16 protein-coding genes and 1 riboswitch are annotated in these 14,429 nt (G+C 69.9%); of the genes, 10 read left to right on the top strand and 6 right to left on the bottom strand.

The window, feature by feature from the left end; translation table 11 throughout:
* Window positions 1–97 precede the first annotated feature (97 nt).
* A complete protein-coding gene (gene pyrC / locus DXK32_RS06930) occupies window positions 98–1,153 on the top strand; it encodes a dihydroorotase (protein ID WP_114857838.1) in 1,056 nt (351 codons plus the stop codon).
* A 34-nt stretch (window positions 1,154–1,187) separates the two neighbouring features.
* On the opposite strand, the gene DXK32_RS06925 is transcribed toward pyrC, so the two are convergent.
* Both DXK32_RS06925 and xseA read right to left on the bottom strand, forming a co-directional pair.
* On the bottom strand, window positions 1,188–2,057 hold the full coding sequence (locus tag DXK32_RS06925; protein WP_114857837.1) for an ion transporter: 870 nt from the start codon (window positions 2,055–2,057) through the stop codon (window positions 1,188–1,190).
* 156 nt (window positions 2,058–2,213) lie between these two features.
* Entirely contained in the window at window positions 2,214–3,827 is a 1,614-nt protein-coding gene (xseA, locus tag DXK32_RS06920; protein WP_114857836.1) for an exodeoxyribonuclease VII large subunit, read from the bottom strand.
* Window positions 3,828–3,902: 75 nt separating this feature from the next.
* Here xseA and purD point away from each other — a divergent pair, with 75 nt between their 5' ends.
* Complete coding sequence (gene purD / locus DXK32_RS06915) at window positions 3,903–5,192, top strand: phosphoribosylamine--glycine ligase (protein WP_114857835.1); 1,290 nt, start codon at window positions 3,903–3,905, stop codon at window positions 5,190–5,192.
* A gap of 6 nt (window positions 5,193–5,198) precedes the next feature.
* Here the strand turns inward: purD and DXK32_RS06910 are convergent, their stop codons facing one another.
* The gene (locus DXK32_RS06910; protein WP_114857834.1) at window positions 5,199–5,603 is read right to left on the bottom strand and encodes a HEPN domain-containing protein; all 405 of its coding nucleotides are present in this window, start codon (window positions 5,601–5,603) and stop codon (window positions 5,199–5,201) included.
* Window positions 5,600–5,914, bottom strand: a complete 315-nt coding sequence (locus DXK32_RS06905; protein WP_114857833.1) for a nucleotidyltransferase domain-containing protein — start codon at window positions 5,912–5,914, stop codon at window positions 5,600–5,602. Before DXK32_RS06905 ends, DXK32_RS06910 begins: the two co-directional genes overlap by 4 nt.
* A gap of 27 nt (window positions 5,915–5,941) precedes the next feature.
* Here DXK32_RS06905 and DXK32_RS06900 point away from each other — a divergent pair, with 27 nt between their 5' ends.
* Complete coding sequence (locus DXK32_RS06900; protein ID WP_247877014.1) at window positions 5,942–6,289, top strand: nucleotidyltransferase family protein; 348 nt, start codon at window positions 5,942–5,944, stop codon at window positions 6,287–6,289.
* Entirely contained in the window at window positions 6,286–6,642 is a 357-nt protein-coding gene (locus DXK32_RS06895) for a HepT-like ribonuclease domain-containing protein (RefSeq protein ID WP_114857832.1), read from the top strand. The genes DXK32_RS06900 and DXK32_RS06895 overlap by 4 nt, the downstream gene beginning before the upstream one ends.
* Here DXK32_RS06895 and DXK32_RS06890 read toward each other — a convergent pair.
* Window positions 6,626–7,060 (bottom strand): nucleoside deaminase, encoded by a 435-nt coding sequence (locus DXK32_RS06890; protein WP_205215660.1) that lies wholly within the window; start codon window positions 7,058–7,060, stop codon window positions 6,626–6,628. The genes DXK32_RS06895 and DXK32_RS06890 overlap by 17 nt on opposite strands.
* 113 nt (window positions 7,061–7,173) lie before the next feature.
* Here DXK32_RS06890 and DXK32_RS06885 point away from each other — a divergent pair, with 113 nt between their 5' ends.
* Genes DXK32_RS06885 through rsmD form a run of 3 tightly spaced genes read left to right on the top strand, consistent with a single transcriptional unit; the run spans window position 7,174 to window position 9,283 of the window.
* Window positions 7,174–7,383: a dodecin gene (locus tag DXK32_RS06885; protein WP_114857830.1), complete on the top strand. Its 210-nt coding sequence runs from the start codon at window positions 7,174–7,176 to the stop codon at window positions 7,381–7,383.
* Window positions 7,384–7,443: 60 nt separating this feature from the next.
* Window positions 7,444–8,724: a pseudouridine synthase gene (locus tag DXK32_RS33615; RefSeq protein WP_114857829.1), complete on the top strand. Its 1,281-nt coding sequence runs from the start codon at window positions 7,444–7,446 to the stop codon at window positions 8,722–8,724.
* The gene (gene rsmD, locus DXK32_RS06875; protein ID WP_114857828.1) at window positions 8,705–9,283 is read left to right on the top strand and encodes a 16S rRNA (guanine(966)-N(2))-methyltransferase RsmD; all 579 of its coding nucleotides are present in this window, start codon (window positions 8,705–8,707) and stop codon (window positions 9,281–9,283) included. The genes DXK32_RS33615 and rsmD overlap by 20 nt, the downstream gene beginning before the upstream one ends.
* On the opposite strand, the gene DXK32_RS32575 is transcribed toward rsmD, so the two are convergent.
* The gene (locus DXK32_RS32575; protein WP_114857827.1) at window positions 9,274–10,479 is read right to left on the bottom strand and encodes a calcium-binding protein; all 1,206 of its coding nucleotides are present in this window, start codon (window positions 10,477–10,479) and stop codon (window positions 9,274–9,276) included. The genes rsmD and DXK32_RS32575 overlap by 10 nt on opposite strands.
* 215 nt (window positions 10,480–10,694) lie before the next feature.
* Between DXK32_RS32575 and DXK32_RS06865 the strand changes: the two genes are divergently transcribed.
* The 3 genes from DXK32_RS06865 to DXK32_RS06855 all read left to right on the top strand — a co-directional run bounded on the left by DXK32_RS06865 (window position 10,695) and on the right by DXK32_RS06855 (window position 14,385).
* Window positions 10,695–12,383: an alpha-amylase family protein gene (locus DXK32_RS06865; RefSeq protein ID WP_114857826.1), complete on the top strand. Its 1,689-nt coding sequence runs from the start codon at window positions 10,695–10,697 to the stop codon at window positions 12,381–12,383.
* A 78-nt stretch (window positions 12,384–12,461) separates the two neighbouring features.
* A riboswitch (FMN riboswitch) is annotated at window positions 12,462–12,614 on the top strand.
* Window positions 12,615–12,852: 238 nt separating this feature from the next.
* The gene (gene ribB / locus DXK32_RS06860) at window positions 12,853–13,452 is read left to right on the top strand and encodes a 3,4-dihydroxy-2-butanone-4-phosphate synthase (protein WP_247877016.1); all 600 of its coding nucleotides are present in this window, start codon (window positions 12,853–12,855) and stop codon (window positions 13,450–13,452) included.
* 171 nt (window positions 13,453–13,623) lie between these two features.
* Window positions 13,624–14,385 carry a substrate-binding periplasmic protein gene (locus DXK32_RS06855; protein WP_114857824.1) on the top strand — a complete coding sequence of 254 codons (762 nt, stop codon included), beginning with the start codon at window positions 13,624–13,626 and terminating at the stop codon, window positions 14,383–14,385.
* Window positions 14,386–14,429 lie beyond the last annotated feature (44 nt).

The raw sequence follows: 14,429 nt of genomic DNA, 5'->3' as shown, positions 1-14,429 counted from the left end.
CCGGATACCGCCCCGATACCCCCCTGATATCGTTGAGCGGGGGGCCGTAAGGGGCTAGAACTCCGGCAAACCCCATACATCCGCGCCCGGAGCCGCCATGCCCACCGACCGTCTCGTCCTCCGCCGTCCCGACGACTGGCATGTGCACCTGCGCGACGGCGCCATGCTGAAGGCGGTGCTGCCCTTCACCGCCCACCAGTTCGGCCGCGCCATCATCATGCCGAACCTGAAGCCGCCGGTGACCCGCACGGCGGACGCCGTGGCCTACCGGGAGCGCATCCTGGCCGCCCTGCCGGAGGGCCACGCCTTCACGCCGCTGATGACCGCCTATCTGACCGACGGCACCGACGCCGACGATCTGGCCCAGGGCTTCGAGGACGGCGTGTTCGCCGCCGCCAAGCTCTACCCGGCCAACGCCACCACCAACAGCGCCCACGGCGTGACCGACCTCGGCAAGATCGCTCCGGTGCTGGAGCGCATGGCGGAGATCGGCATGCCGCTGCTGATCCACGGCGAGGTGACCGACGCCCACGTCGACATCTTCGACCGCGAGGCGGTGTTCCTGGAGCGCACCCTCGGCCCGCTGCTGGAACGCTACGCGGCGCTGCGCGTGGTTCTGGAGCACGCGACCACCGCGGAGGCCGTGGCCTTCGTGCGCGAGCACGCCGCCTCGGGCCGGGTCGGGGCGACCATCACCGCGCATCACCTGCTGATCAACCGCAGCCACCTGTTCGCCGGCGGCATCCGTCCGCATCTCTACTGCCTGCCCATCGCCAAGCGCGAGACGCACCGCGTGGCTCTGGTCGAGGCGGCGACCTCGGGCGAGGGGCCGTTCTTCCTGGGCACCGACACCGCCCCGCACACGGTGACCGCGAAGGAGAGCGCCTGCGGCTGCGCCGGCTGCTTCACCGCCGCCAACGCCATGGAGCTCTACGCCGAAGCCTTCGAGGAGGCGGGCGCCCTGGACAAGCTGGAGGCCTTCGCCAGCCTGAACGGCCCGCGCTTCTACGGGCTGCCGGCCAACGAGGACAAGGTGGTGCTGGAGCGCACGCCGTCCACGACGCCGGACATCGTGCTGACCGCCGACGGCGAGGCCGTGCTGCCCTTCCGCAGCGGCGAGACGACCCGCTGGACCTTCGCCGGCGCGGTCTGAGGCCGGTTTTCGACGCCGCCGCCGACGACGACGGTCAGTCGCCGGCGTCGGACAGGGCCGGAAGCGGAGCCCGGCCTGCCTGGCGCTGGTCGTCCAGCGCCAGGCGCAGCGCGGCGACCTCCGCGCGCAGGCTCCTCAACTCCTCCACCACATGGTGGGATTCATCGAGGATGGCGTCGCCGACCTCCTTGCTGTCCTGGTCCTGAAGGGATTGCAGCGCGTTCACGATCACCGCGACGAACAGGTTCAGCATCGTGAAGGTGGCGGCCAGGATGAAGGGCAGGAAGAAGGCCCAGGCGTAGGGATAGACCTCCATCACCGGGCGCACGATGCCCATCGACCAGCTTTCCAGCGTCATGATCTGGAACAGCGAATAGAGCGACGCGCCGAGCGTGCCGAACCAGTCCGGGAAGTCCGCGCCGAACAGCTTGGTCGCCATCACCCCGGCCACGTAGAACAGCAGGAATTGCAGCAGGACGATCATCGCCAGCCCGGGCAGCGAGGAAACCAGGGCGTGGACGATCATCCGCAGACGCGGCATGACGGTGACGAGGCGGAAGACGCGCAGCACGCGCAGGGTGCGCAGGACCATGATTTCCGGGCCGACCGGGGCCAGCGTGATCATGACCACCGCGAAGTCGAACAGGTTCCAGCCGTCGCGGAAGAAGGCGCGCCCCTGGTGGCCGATGCGCAGGGCCAGTTCCACGGTGAAGGCGATCAGGATCAGGCTGTCGAGCGTGCCGAGCAATGGCCCGATGGCGTCCGACACCGTGGAGGACGTGTCCAGCCCCAGCACGACGGCGTTCAGCAGGATCAACCCGAAGACGGTCTTCTGTCCCCGCTCGCTGTCGATCCAGTCTCCGGCCCGCGCCAACGGGCCGGTCGAGGCGGCGCGCTGCTCCATATCCTTTCCCCTCCGCTATCGCCGGGCGTCGGTCCGGCGGCGCACCACTATAGGTGATGCGGGGAGGGGGCTCGCGGTGGAAGTGCCCATGCCGTCCGGCAGTCCGCTCCAGTCCGGTGCTCCGGAATGGAGCAAATCCACCGTGGAACCGACGGATTAGAACAGGCTCCCCTGTGTCGGCGGGCGGTTCGGCTTCTTCGGCTCCGCCTTTGGCCGGGGGCTCCTGGGCTTCGGTTCCGATGCGGCGGGAGGCGGACCATCGACCCGCGGCCCGCCGTCCACCGTCGCGGCGGCTTTGCCGTCGGCGAAGACCAGCGACACCGCCAAACCCGGCGTGGCCTGGGCGGCGCTGGTCAGCGGCTTGCCGTCGCCGGACTGCACCAGGGCGAAGCCGCGCTCCAGGACGCCCTTGTAGGAATAGCTTTCCAGAAGCTTCCCCACCGCCGTCAGCCTCGCCGCGCGCTCCTCCACCGCCTTGCCATAGCTGCGCCCCAGGCGCGGCGACAGGTCGGACAGCCGCCGGCTGCCGTCGCCGAACTTCACCCGGATCGGGCCGAGCGACAGCCGCCCGGCAACCCGCTCATACTGGCCGCGCGCGGCGACGACGGCGTGGCGCAGCGCGCCGTCGAGCGCGCGGGACTCCGACGCCAGCCGCTGCCCGGCCTCGGCCAGCTTCTCGCGCGGGTGGCGCAGCGCCGCGCCCAGCTCGTTCAGGCGGGTGCGGCGGCGGTCGAGGAGCGAGGCGGCGGCCAGGGCCAGCCGCTCCGCCCGGTCGTCCAGCCGCTGGGCGTGGCTTTCCAGAAGGGCGCGCGGGTCGCCGAGGCCGCGGGCCAGCCCCTCCACCCGCGTCCGCCGCTCGGCGAGCAGGCGGGTGGCGGCGCCGACCATGCGCCGCTCGTCGTCCAGCACCTGGGCCAGCAGCTCCGCCCGCACCGGAACGGCCATCTCCGCCGCCGCCGTGGGGGTGGGGGCGCGGCGGTCGGACGCGAAGTCGATCAGGGTGGTGTCGGTCTCGTGCCCGACCGCCGAGATCAGCGGGATGCGGCTGGCCGCCGTGGCGCGGACGACGTTCTCCTCGTTGAAGGCCATCAGGTCCTCCAGCGAGCCGCCGCCGCGCGCCACGATCAGCAGGTCCGGGCGCGGCACCGGGCCGCCGGGGGGGATGCGGTTGAAGCCCTCGATGGCCGCGGTGACCTCCGCCGCCGCCCGCTCCCCCTGCACGGCGACCGGCCAGAGCAGGACCCGGCGCGGGAAGCGGTCGTGCAGCCGGTGCAGGATGTCGCGGATCACCGCCCCGGTAGGGGAGGTGACGACGCCGATCACGTCGGGCAGGAAGGGGATGGGTTTCTTGCGGCCGGCGTCGAACAGCCCCTCCGCCGCGAGGCGCTTCTTGCGCTCCTCCAGCATCTTCAGCAGGGCGCCCTCGCCGGCCAGCTCCATCGACTCGATGATGAGCTGGTATTGCGAGCGGCCGGGGTAGGTCGTCATGCGCCCGGTGACGATGACCTCCAACCCCTCCGCCGGCTGGACGGCCAGCTTCGACGCGGTGCCGCGCCAGCACACCGCCTCGATCACCGCCGTGTCGTCCTTCAGGCGGAGGTAGCAGTGGCCGGAGCTGTGGCGCTTGGGCTGGGAGATTTCGCCGCGCACGCGGACGAAGCCGAACTCCTCCTCGATGCTGCGCTTCAGGCGCCGGGCGAGGTCGCCCACCGAGAATTCCGGAAGGTTCGAGCCGGGGCGCGGCTCGGGGGCGATCAGCGGAGAGGTCATATCAAGGTCTTGAGTCATGGCGGCACCATGATACAAGGCGCGGTGTCGGCAACAAGCGTGGAAGGACGAGGTGCCATGAAAGTCCTGGTGGTCGGGTCGGGTGGGCGCGAGCATGCGCTGTGCTGGGCCATTCGGAACTCGCCGCTGTGCGACACGCTCTACTGCGCGCCGGGCAACGCCGGCATCGCGGACGTGGCCGACTGCGTCGCCATCGGCGCCGAGGACGTGGACGCCCTGGTCCGCTTCGCCCAGGACAAGGCCATCGACTTCGTGGTCGTCGGGCCGGAAGGGCCGCTGGTGCTCGGCCTCGTCGACAAGCTGACCGCGCTTGGCATCAAGGCCTTCGGCCCCAGCGCCGCGGCGGCGGAGCTTGAGGGCTCCAAGGGCTTCATGAAGGACATCCTGGCCAAGTACGGCGTGCCGACCGCCGCCTACGGCCGCTTCAAGGACGTCGAGGCCGCCAAGGACTTCGTCCGCCAGAACGGCGCCCCCATCGTGGTCAAGGCCGATGGTCTGGCCGCCGGCAAGGGGGTGACCGTCGCCCGCACCCAGGAGGAGGCCTTCGCCGCCATCGACGAGGCGCTGGTCGAGGGCCGCTTCGGCGCCGCCGGGGCCGAGGTGGTGGTCGAGGAGTTCCTGGACGGCGAGGAGGTCAGCTTCTTCGCGCTGTGCGACGGCGAGTCGGCCCTGCCGCTGGCCTCGGCCCAGGACCACAAGGCGGTGGGCGACGGCGACACCGGCCCGAACACCGGCGGCATGGGCGCCTATTCCCCGGCTCCGGCGCTGACCCCGGACCTCCAGGCCCGCGTGATGCGCGAGATCGTCGAGCCGACGGTCAAAGGCATGGCGGCGGAGGGGCGCCCCTTCAAGGGCGTGCTGTTCGCCGGCCTGATGATCGGCAAGGACGCCGCCGGCAACCCGGTGCCGAAGACGCTGGAATTCAACGTCCGCTTCGGCGACCCGGAATGCCAGACGCTGATGATGCGCCTGAAGTCCGACGTTCTGGCCGCGCTGATCGCGGCGGCGGACGGCCAGTTGAAGAACATCGACCTGCGCTGGCACGACGAGACGGCGCTCTGCGTCGTCATGGCGGCGAACGGCTATCCCGGCGATTACGTGAAGAACACGGAGATCAAGGGCTTCGCCGCCGCCAACGCGGTGGAGGGCGTGACCGTCTTCCACGCCGGCACGAAGCGGTCGGACGATGGGCGGGTGCTGTCCACCGGCGGGCGCGTGCTGGGCGTGACCGCCAAGGCCCCGACGGTGGCCGAGGCGCAGAAGCGCGCCTACCAGGGCGTGGACGCGCTGGACTGGCCGGACGGCTTCTGCCGCCGCGACATCGGCTGGCGGGCGGTGGGGCGCTGACGGCGCCTATTCCCGCTGTTCCGCGGAGGAAGTGAGAAGGTCCGCGACGCGGTCGACGAAGGCTTCGGCGTCGGCCACGGCCTTCTCCGCCCGCTCCAGCGGGAGAATGGAATCAGGACCAAGCTCGTAATCGGCCACAGCCTTGAGGTTGTAGGCTTGGGCCAGGAAGCGACGAACCTCCGCGGGCAGGCGGGGGTCGTCCTTGGTCAGCCGGGTGAACTCGGCTTGAACGCCCTGGTGGGTTTTCGCGACTTTCCCGGTCCGTTCGAAGATCAGGGACTGTGCCGCATGGAAGGCCGCGAGGTAGGCATTGCGGCCTGCGTCGTTGCCCAAATCGACCGTCAGATTGATGCGGGCATAGCCAAGGCACTGACGGGCTTTGTCCAGATAAGCAGCGGCTTCCGGACTCACAGGTCACGCCCTTCGCGACGCATCTCGTGCATCAGAGGTGTGCGGTCGGTGTAGGAGCCGGCCCGGTACGGCATGGCGTGTATGAAGACGCCGGCGTCCTCCATGACGGTGGACGCGATGTCCGCGATGCGGTCGGCCTCGTCCCAGCGATCCGGCATGTCCTTCAGAAACACGGCGATGTCGTAATCCGAGTCCGGCCGGGCATCGCCGCGAGCGCGCGATCCAAACAGCACGACGCGCTCCACACGGTCGCCGTAGGCCTGGTCGAGAGCGGCACGAAATCGGGTCAGGACGGGATCGGCGCTGGCCATGACCTTAATGTACCATGAGATGGGCCGTTGGCGACGGGCGTCTTTAACGCCGCCCCGCTTCGGCGCTATAGTGGGGGCATGGCAACGTCGCTTCAACTGCCGGCTGGCGTGTCAGCTGAGGATATCAAGGCTCTGGCTTCCCGCTTTGGGGCCAGCAACCTGCGCGTCTTCGGCTCCCGTGCCACGGGGAGGGCGCGGCCCGACAGCGACCTGGACCTTCTCGTAGAGTTGGAGCCAGGGCGGGATTTGTTCGACCTGATCGAATTGAAGCACGCTTTGGAGGAACGAACAGGCGCTGCCGTTGATGTGGTGACGGAGCGTGGCTTGTCGCCTTACATGCGCGACGGAATTCTTCAGTCGGCGCGATCCCTGTGACCGCAGACCGTGCTTATCTTGAACACATCCACGAGGCCATCCGCCGTGTGATGGAGTATACGACCACCGGGCGCGATGACTTTTTCACCCGTACGCTCCTTCAGGACGGTGTTATCCGCAACCTGGAGATTATCGGTGAAGCGACGAAGAAGCTTTCGCCGGAGCTGCGGTCGCAACATTCCGACCTTCCATGGAAGAACATGGCGGCGCTTCGCGACGTGCTGATCCACAATTACCTGGGCGTCGATCTGGCCATCGTATGGGACGTGGTCGTGCACCGGCTTCCCGATGTGGATCGCCGGATCGCAGCCATCTTGAACGAGAGTGTGAAAGACCCTAACGCCGCCCCCTGAAAAACGCCTTCAGCATCTCCCCCGCCCGCGTCTCGTCGATGCCGCCGTAGACGTCCGGGGCGTGGTGGCAGGTCGGCTGGTGGTAGAAGCGGGGACCGTGCTCCACCCCGCCGCCCTTGGGGTCGTAGGCGCCGAAATAGACCCGCCGCAGCCGGGCGAAGCTGATTGCCGCCGCGCACAGCGCGCAGGGCTCCAAGGTCACATACAGGTCCAGCCCCGGCAGGCGCGGCTCACCCAAGGCCGCGCAGGCGGCGCGGATCGCCAGAACCTCGGCGTGGGCGGTGGGGTCGTTCAACTCCTCGGTCCGGTTGCCGGCGCGGGCCAGAACGGCGCCGGTCGCCGGATCGACCACAACGGCACCCACCGGCACCTCCCCGCGGGATGCGGCGGCTTCGGCCTCGGCGAAGGCGATGTCCATGGGGGAGGGGGGGCGGCTCATGCGGGGCACCCTGCCCGGCGGTCCCTGTTTTCGTCAAGCCGCGGAACGCCCTCCGGCGTTGTTAAGCATCGGACGAAACAGGGAGGACGGTCATGAGCAACCATGTCTACAAGAAGGTGGAAATCGTCGGCACCGCCGAGACCACCATCGACGACGCCATCCGCAACGGCATCGAGCGGGCGTCCAGGACGCTGAAGAACGTGGACTGGTTCGAGGTAGGCGAAATCCGCGGCCACGTCAGCGGTGGCAAGGTCGCCCATTTCCAGGTGGTGATGAAGGTCGGCTTCCGCCTCGAAGAATAACGGCGGGGACCCCGTGCCGTGGGTTGCGGGCGGGGCTTGCAAGCCCTATGGTCCGTGCCCATGGACACCCCCGATTACGAACATTCCAAAGCCACGCCCGGCGCCGCCGATGCGGACGCGGGCGAGCCCGATGCCGGCGAGCGCATCGCCAAGCGGCTGGCGCGCGCGGGCCTGTGCTCGCGCCGCGACGCCGAGCGCTGGATCACCGACGGCCGCGTCGCCGTCAACGGCACGACCCTGGACAGCCCGGCCTGCGTCGTGCGGTCCGGCGATGTCGTCCAGGTGGATGGCAAGGTCATCCCCGAGCCGGAGCCGGCGCGGCTGTGGCGCTATTACAAGCCGTCCGGGCTGGTCACCACCGCCCGCGACGAGAAGGGGCGCACCACCGTCTTCGAACGGCTGCCGCCGGACATGCCGCGCGTCATCTCGGTCGGTCGGCTCGACCTGACGACCGAAGGGCTGCTTCTGCTGACCAACGACGGCGAGCTGGCCCGCTTCCTGGAGCTTCCCGCCACCGGCTGGACCCGCCGTTACCGCGTGCGCGTCTTCGGCGAGGTGAACGAGGTGAAGCTGGCCGAGCTGGCGAAGGGACCGACCATCGAGGGGGTGAAGTACGGTCCCATCGAAGCCGTTCTCGACCGCATCCAGGGCCGCAACGCCTGGCTGACCGTCAGCCTGAAGGAAGGCAAGAACCGCGAGATCCGCAAGGTGATGGAGGCGCTCGACCTTCAGGTGAACCGGCTGATCCGCGTCGCCTACGGCCCCTTCCAGCTCGGCAAGCTGGAGGAGAGCGCCGTCGAGGAGGTGCCGAAGCGCGTCGTGCGCGAGCAGGTGTCCCGCTTCTTCACCGGCGCCGATCCGGCGGAGGAGGGCAAGGCCAAGGGCAAGACTTCTTCCGCCAAGACCTCTTCCGCCAAGACCTCTTCCGCCAAGACCGCCGCCAAGAGCGAGAGCGCCGGCACCGAAGGCGCCAAGGGCCGTTCCGCCGCTCCGGCGAAGGCGTCCAAGCCGCGCGACGCCAAAGCCGGCTGGGCCAAGGCGGAGCCGAAGGCCGCGTCTGACCGGCGCGGCCCGGCCAAGCCGGCCTCGGGCGGCTTCGCGTCCGGCAAGCCCGCTTCCGGCAAACCGGCCTCCGCCAGGACGGACGGCAAGCCGGCGGGCAAGCCCGGCACGCTGACGCTGAAGGGCGGCAAGCCCGGCGGCGGCCCAGGCGGCGGGAAGCCGGGGCCGAAGCCGCGCGGCGCCGGTGGCGCTGGCGGCGCCTCGGGCGGCGGTGCTTCGGGCGGTGGCGCCTCGGGTGGCCGGGGGCCGGAGCGGACCCGTGCGGATCGTCGGCGGTAAGCACCGCGGGCGGCGGCTGGCCGCCCCGGCGGGGAGCGACACGCGGCCGACCACCGACCGCACCCGCGAATCCCTGTTCAACATCCTGTCCCATGCCGACTGGGGGCCGGACGGCGCCGACCTGCTGGAGGACGCCGTGATCGTGGATGCCTTCTGCGGAACCGGCGCCCTGGGGCTGGAGGCGCTGTCCCGCGGGGCCGCCCACGCCAGCTTCCTCGACATGGGCCGCGCCGCCCTGGACGCCGTGCGGGCCAACGTCGCGGCGCTGGGGGAGGGGGCGAACGCCGCGGTTCTGCGCGCCGACGCCACCCGCCCGCCGCCTCCGCCGGGCCGCCCCTGCACGCTGGCCTTCCTCGACCCGCCCTACGGCCAGGATCTGGCGCCGCGGGCGCTGGCCGGGCTGGCGAAGGCCGGCTGGCTGGCCCCCGGCGCCGTCCTGGTGGTCGAGGTCGCCGGGCGCGACCCGCTGCCCCTGCCGCCCGGCTTCGCGGAGCTGGACGAGCGCCGCTATGGCGACACCCGCGTCCAGTTCCTGCGCTACGGGGGGACTCAGCCGTAGGTGAAGAAGGCCGCGGTGACCTGGTTCGGAGCGATGCCGGCCAGGGTCAGCCGGTCGCCGCCGCCGAAGTCGAGCAGGGCGCTGCCGCTGCCGTCCGATCCCAGCCGGTAGGTCATGTTGGAGGCGATCTGGATGCGGTCGTTCTGCGCGCGGCTGAAGTCGGCGATGCGGTCCTGGCCGCCGCCGCGCGTGAAGACGAACAGGTCCGCCCCGGCGCCGCCCCACAGCGTGTCGTTGCCGGCATCGCCCCACAGCGTGTCGTTCCCCTCGTCCCCCATCAGCAGATCGTTGCCGGCGCCGCCGTGCAGCGCGTCGTTGCCGGCCTGCCCGCGCAGCGTGTCGTTTCCGGCGTCGCCCCACAGCAGGTCGTTTCCGGCGCCGCCGAACAGCTGGTCGTTGCCGCTCAGCCCGAACAGCGTGTCGTTGCCCGCCCCGCCATAGAGGCTGTCGGCCCATGTGTTGCCGGTCAGCGTCAGGTTCTTCGGAATCTCCACGATCTGGAAGGTCTTGCCGGTGAACTGCTCGGCGTAATAGTCGATGGAGTTCATGTAGTTGGGACGCAGCGTCGGGGTCAGGTCCGACATGATGGTGCCGGTGGCGGCGAAGTTGCCGTAGGTGGCGCCGCCCGCATACTCGTCGAAGGCGCCGATCATGTGCCCGAACTCGTGGGCCGCCAGCTCGTCCTGGTAATCGGGTCCCCAATCGGTCTGGGTGCACCAGTTCAGCATGTCGCAGCGCCCGTAGCTGTTGCTGACGTTCACGTTGTAATGCTGGTTCCCGGCCGCCACGAACTGCACGTCGAAGCGGATGGCGTAGCTGTTGGCGCCGTCCGACAGGCTGTACTTGTCGCTCCAGATTCCCTCGATCCCCTGCTCCCAGACCTGCTTCAGCGCGCCGGCGTCGTCGCCGGTCAGATGGATGCGGGTCTGCACGACGAAAGCCGTGCCGTCGAAGGCGAGGTCGTACTTCACGTCCCAGCCGAACCCGCCATCCGCCCGCGTCTCCGCGTAGTTGATGGTCACCGGGGCGAAGCTGGTGGGAACCGGCGCCGCGGGAGCCGCCGCCAGGGCGCCGGCGTTGTTCCCGTAGCTGTAGCTGACGGCCTGCGTCGTGGTGGTCTGGGTGGCGGGGCTCTGGGCGGCCCCGTTCCGGGCGGCCCCGTTCCGGGCGGCGTGGTGGCGCATGGCACGCTTCATGGCACGATTCCCCTGGTTCTGTGCGTCTTGGGGGACATCATGCGGGCAGGATTGAAGGCTTTCTTGTGACTTTAACTATACATTAACCTTTTTCCTAAGGGCGTAGGACACCCCCTTACGGTTGGCTCGGCGGAGTGGCGGGACCTCGGCCGGTCGGCCCTGTTAGGGCCTAGGACGAGCGGCGGCGGGCGCCGCGTCCGGTGCGGGGGCGGGCCATGATCAAGGATCTCTGGTACAAGAACGCGGTCATCTACAACCTGTCGCTCGGCAGCTTCATGGACGCCAACGGCGACGGGATCGGCGATTTCCAAGGGTTGCAGCGCCGGCTGGACTATCTGCAGGGGCTGGGCGTGACCTGCCTCTGGCTGGGGCCGTTCCAGCCGTCGCCGATGCGCGACCACGGTTACGACGTGGCCGACTACTACAACGTCGATCCGCGCTACGGCACGCTGGGCGACTTCGTGGAGTTCAGCCACGCCTGCAAGCAGCGCGGCCTCCGCGTCATCATCGACCTCGTGGTCAACCACACGTCGGATCAGCATCCCTGGTTCCAGGCGGCGCGCCAGGACCCGGACTCCCCCTACCGGGACTGGTACGTCTGGTCGGACAGGAAGCCGGCCGACGCCGACCAGGGCGTCGTCTTTCCCGGCGTGCAGAAGACGACCTGGAGCTGGGACAAGGAGGCCCGCGCCTACTACTTCCACCGCTTCTACGAATTCCAGCCCGACCTGAACACCGCCAACCCGGAGGTGCAGGCCGAGCTGCTGAAGGTGATGGGCTTCTGGATCGAGCTGGGCGTGTCGGGCTTCCGCATGGACGCCGTGCCCTTCGTCATCGCGGCCAAGGGGCCGGAGGTCAAGAAACCCAAGCAGCAGTTCGACATGCTGCGCACCTTCCGGGAGTTCGTGCAGTGGCGGTGCGGCGACGCCGTGCTGCTGGCCGAGGCCAACGTGCTGCCGTCCGTCGACCAGGAGTATTTCGGCGACGACGGCGACCGCATGCAGATGGTCTTCAATTTCCAGGTCAACCAGACCCTGTTCTACGCCCTGGCGACGGCGGACACGCGGCCGCTGGCCAAGGCGCTGGATGTCACGCGGGTGCCGCGGCCCGGCACCAACCAATGGGGCCTGTTCCTGCGCAACCACGACGAGCTTGACCTCGGGCGCCTGACCGAGGCGCAGCGCAAGCGCGTCTTCGACGCCTTCGGGCCGGACAAGGACATGCAGCTCTACGACCGCGGCATCCGGCGGCGGCTGGCCCCGATGCTGCGCGGTGACCAGCGCTGGCTGGAGCTGGCCTACAGCCTGCTGTTCACACTGCCCGGCACGCCGGTGCTGCGTTACGGCGACGAGATCGGCATGGGCGACGACCTGTCCCTGCCGGAGCGCGAGTGCGCCCGCACCCCCATGCAGTGGTCGGACGAACCGCAGGGCGGCTTCACCAAGGCGAACGACCCCGTGCACCCGGTCATCAGCGGCGGCGCCTACGGTTACGAGCGGATCAACGCCGCCCACCAGCGCCGCGAGCCGTCGAGCTTGCTGAACTGGACCGAGCGCATCATCCGCATGCGCAAGGAGTGCCCGGAAATCGGCTGGGGCGACTTCCAGCTGCTGCCCACCGGATCGAACGCGGTGCTGGCGATCCGCTACGACTGGCGCAACAACTCGGTGCTGGTCGTGCACAACCTCGACGACCGTCCCCACGAGGTCGTGCTGGCGGTCGACGGCACGGGGGAATCGCCGCGGCTGGTCAATCTGCTGGCCGAGGACCACAACGATCCCGAGGAGGACGGGCGGCACCGGCTGGTGCTGGAGCCCTACGGCTACCGCTGGTACCGGCTGGGCGGGCTGGACTACCTGCTGCGCCGGACCGAGGGGCCGGTGGGCGGGGCGAAGCGGTCTTGACTTTGCCCGGCCCGCTGGGGGACGCTGGTCACGCCGTCCCCCAACGTCCCCCAGCGGGCCGGGGGCGGCGCAACAGACGCTTGTTCTCAGGGCAGGGTGAAAATCCCGACCGGCGGTAGCCCCTCGCAAGAGGGGGAGCCCGCGAGCGCTCCCGGCCGTCAGGCCGGGAGGTCAGCAGATCCGGTTCAAGGCCGGAGCCGACGGTGACAGTCCGGATGGAAGAGGACGAGCCGGTCATCGACCGTGGTCCGCCCGCAACGCATGGCGTTGGGCGCGGTCCGCGTGCGCTGGCCTGCGACGGCGGTCCGCGCGGGGCATCCCGCGCGCCGCCGGATGTCTCTTTGCGCCCTGATTCAGGCTCGCCCCAACCGGAGTGAGAACCGTGAATCAGACCTTTGCCAGCACCCCCGCCTCCACCGCTTCCTCCACCGGCCTTCTCGACCGCTTCGGCACCGCCGAGGAGCGGGTGATGCGCGCCGTGGAGGCCATCCGCCAGGGCGGCGGGGTGGTCGTCGTGGACGACGAGGACCGCGAGAACGAAGGCGACGTGATCTACGCCGCCGAAACCATCACCGCCGAACAGATGGCCCTGCTGATCCGCGAAGGGTCGGGGATCGTCTGCCTGATCCTGACCGACGCCGACGCGCGCCGCCTCGACCTGCCGCCCATGGTCGGCAGCAACACGGCGCGCTTCGGCACCGCCTTCACCGTCTCCATCGAGGCGCGGGAGGGCGTGACGACGGGCGTGTCGGCGGCGGACCGGGTGACTACCATCCGCACCGCCATCGCCGACGGCTGCCGGCCGGAGGACCTCGCCCGGCCGGGCCATGTCTTCCCGATCCGCGCGCACGCCGGGGGCTTGGCGGCGCGGCGCGGCCACACCGAGGCGACCATCGAGCTGACCACCCTGGCCGGCCGCCGTCCGGCGGGGGTGCTGTGCGAGGTGATGAACCCCGACGGCACCATGGCCCGCCTGCCCGAGCTGGTCGCCTTCGCCGAGCGCCAGGGCATGCCGGTGGTGACCATCGAGGATCTGGTCGGGGCGATGCGGTTGCGCGCCGCCGCCTGACCGGCGTGGTGAGCGGGACCGGCCCCCTCCATCGCGGGGCGGGGCCGGACCGCTGCGCCGTCTCCGGTGCGATATCACACCCGCCCGCTCTTTTCCCATTGAGGGCGACCGGATTGCCCTGTACGCGGTGCCCGGCGACAGGCGATGTCGGGATGCGAGCGGAGAGGGTTGATGAGGACGAGGGTGCGCGCGTGTTTGGCGGGGGTGGCGCGGTTGCTCGCCGCCGCCTTGGTTCTGGCCCCGCTTATGGCCGTGGCCCCGGCGCGCGCGGAGAACTGGACGGTCGCGTCCGAGGACTATTTCCCGCCGTACAATTTCACCGAGCGCGGCAAGCGGACGGGAATGGACACGGAGATCGTCGATGCCATGCTGAAGGACATCGGCGTCTACCCGGTTCACCGCCCCATGGCCTGGCCGGAGGTGGTGCGCGCCCACGACGAGAACGAGGTGGACGTCGCCTTTCAGTTCTTCACGTCGCCGCGCCGTCTGGAGCGCGGGCACCTGGTCGGACCCTACCGTGTCGGGGCGACCGTGCTCATGGTCCGCAGCAATTCGGAGATCACCTACGCGCGCATCGACGATTTGCAGGGTCTGCGGATCGGCGTCGTCGACGGGTTCGAGTACACCCCCGAGTTCGACAAATCCCCCCTGTTCGAGCGGGTCCGCAGCAGCAGCAACGTCGTGTCCTTCCGCCGCCTGCTTCTCGGCCGTGTCGATGCCATCGCCGGCGATCTCCAGGTGCTCCGCTATCTGGCCGACAGCGAGGGCCGGACGGGTTCGGTGAAGATCCTGCCCAAGCCGCTGGCCATGGTGCCGCGCTACATATCCGTCCCCAAACTGCGGGCGGAAAAGGCCGAGCGGTTGCGGGCGGCCTACGAGAAGCTCACGCGGGACGGCACCATCGAAGCCATCGTCCGCCGGTGGGAGCGGTAGGGGAGGCGATGACCGCACCCCCGTCCCGCCTGGACCAGCGTTGC

The organism is Azospirillum brasilense (genome assembly GCF_003349955.1).
In the GTDB taxonomy this organism is placed as follows: domain Bacteria; phylum Pseudomonadota; class Alphaproteobacteria; order Azospirillales; family Azospirillaceae; genus Azospirillum; species Azospirillum brasilense_B.
This window is presented reverse-complemented; position numbering and strand designations above follow the sequence as displayed.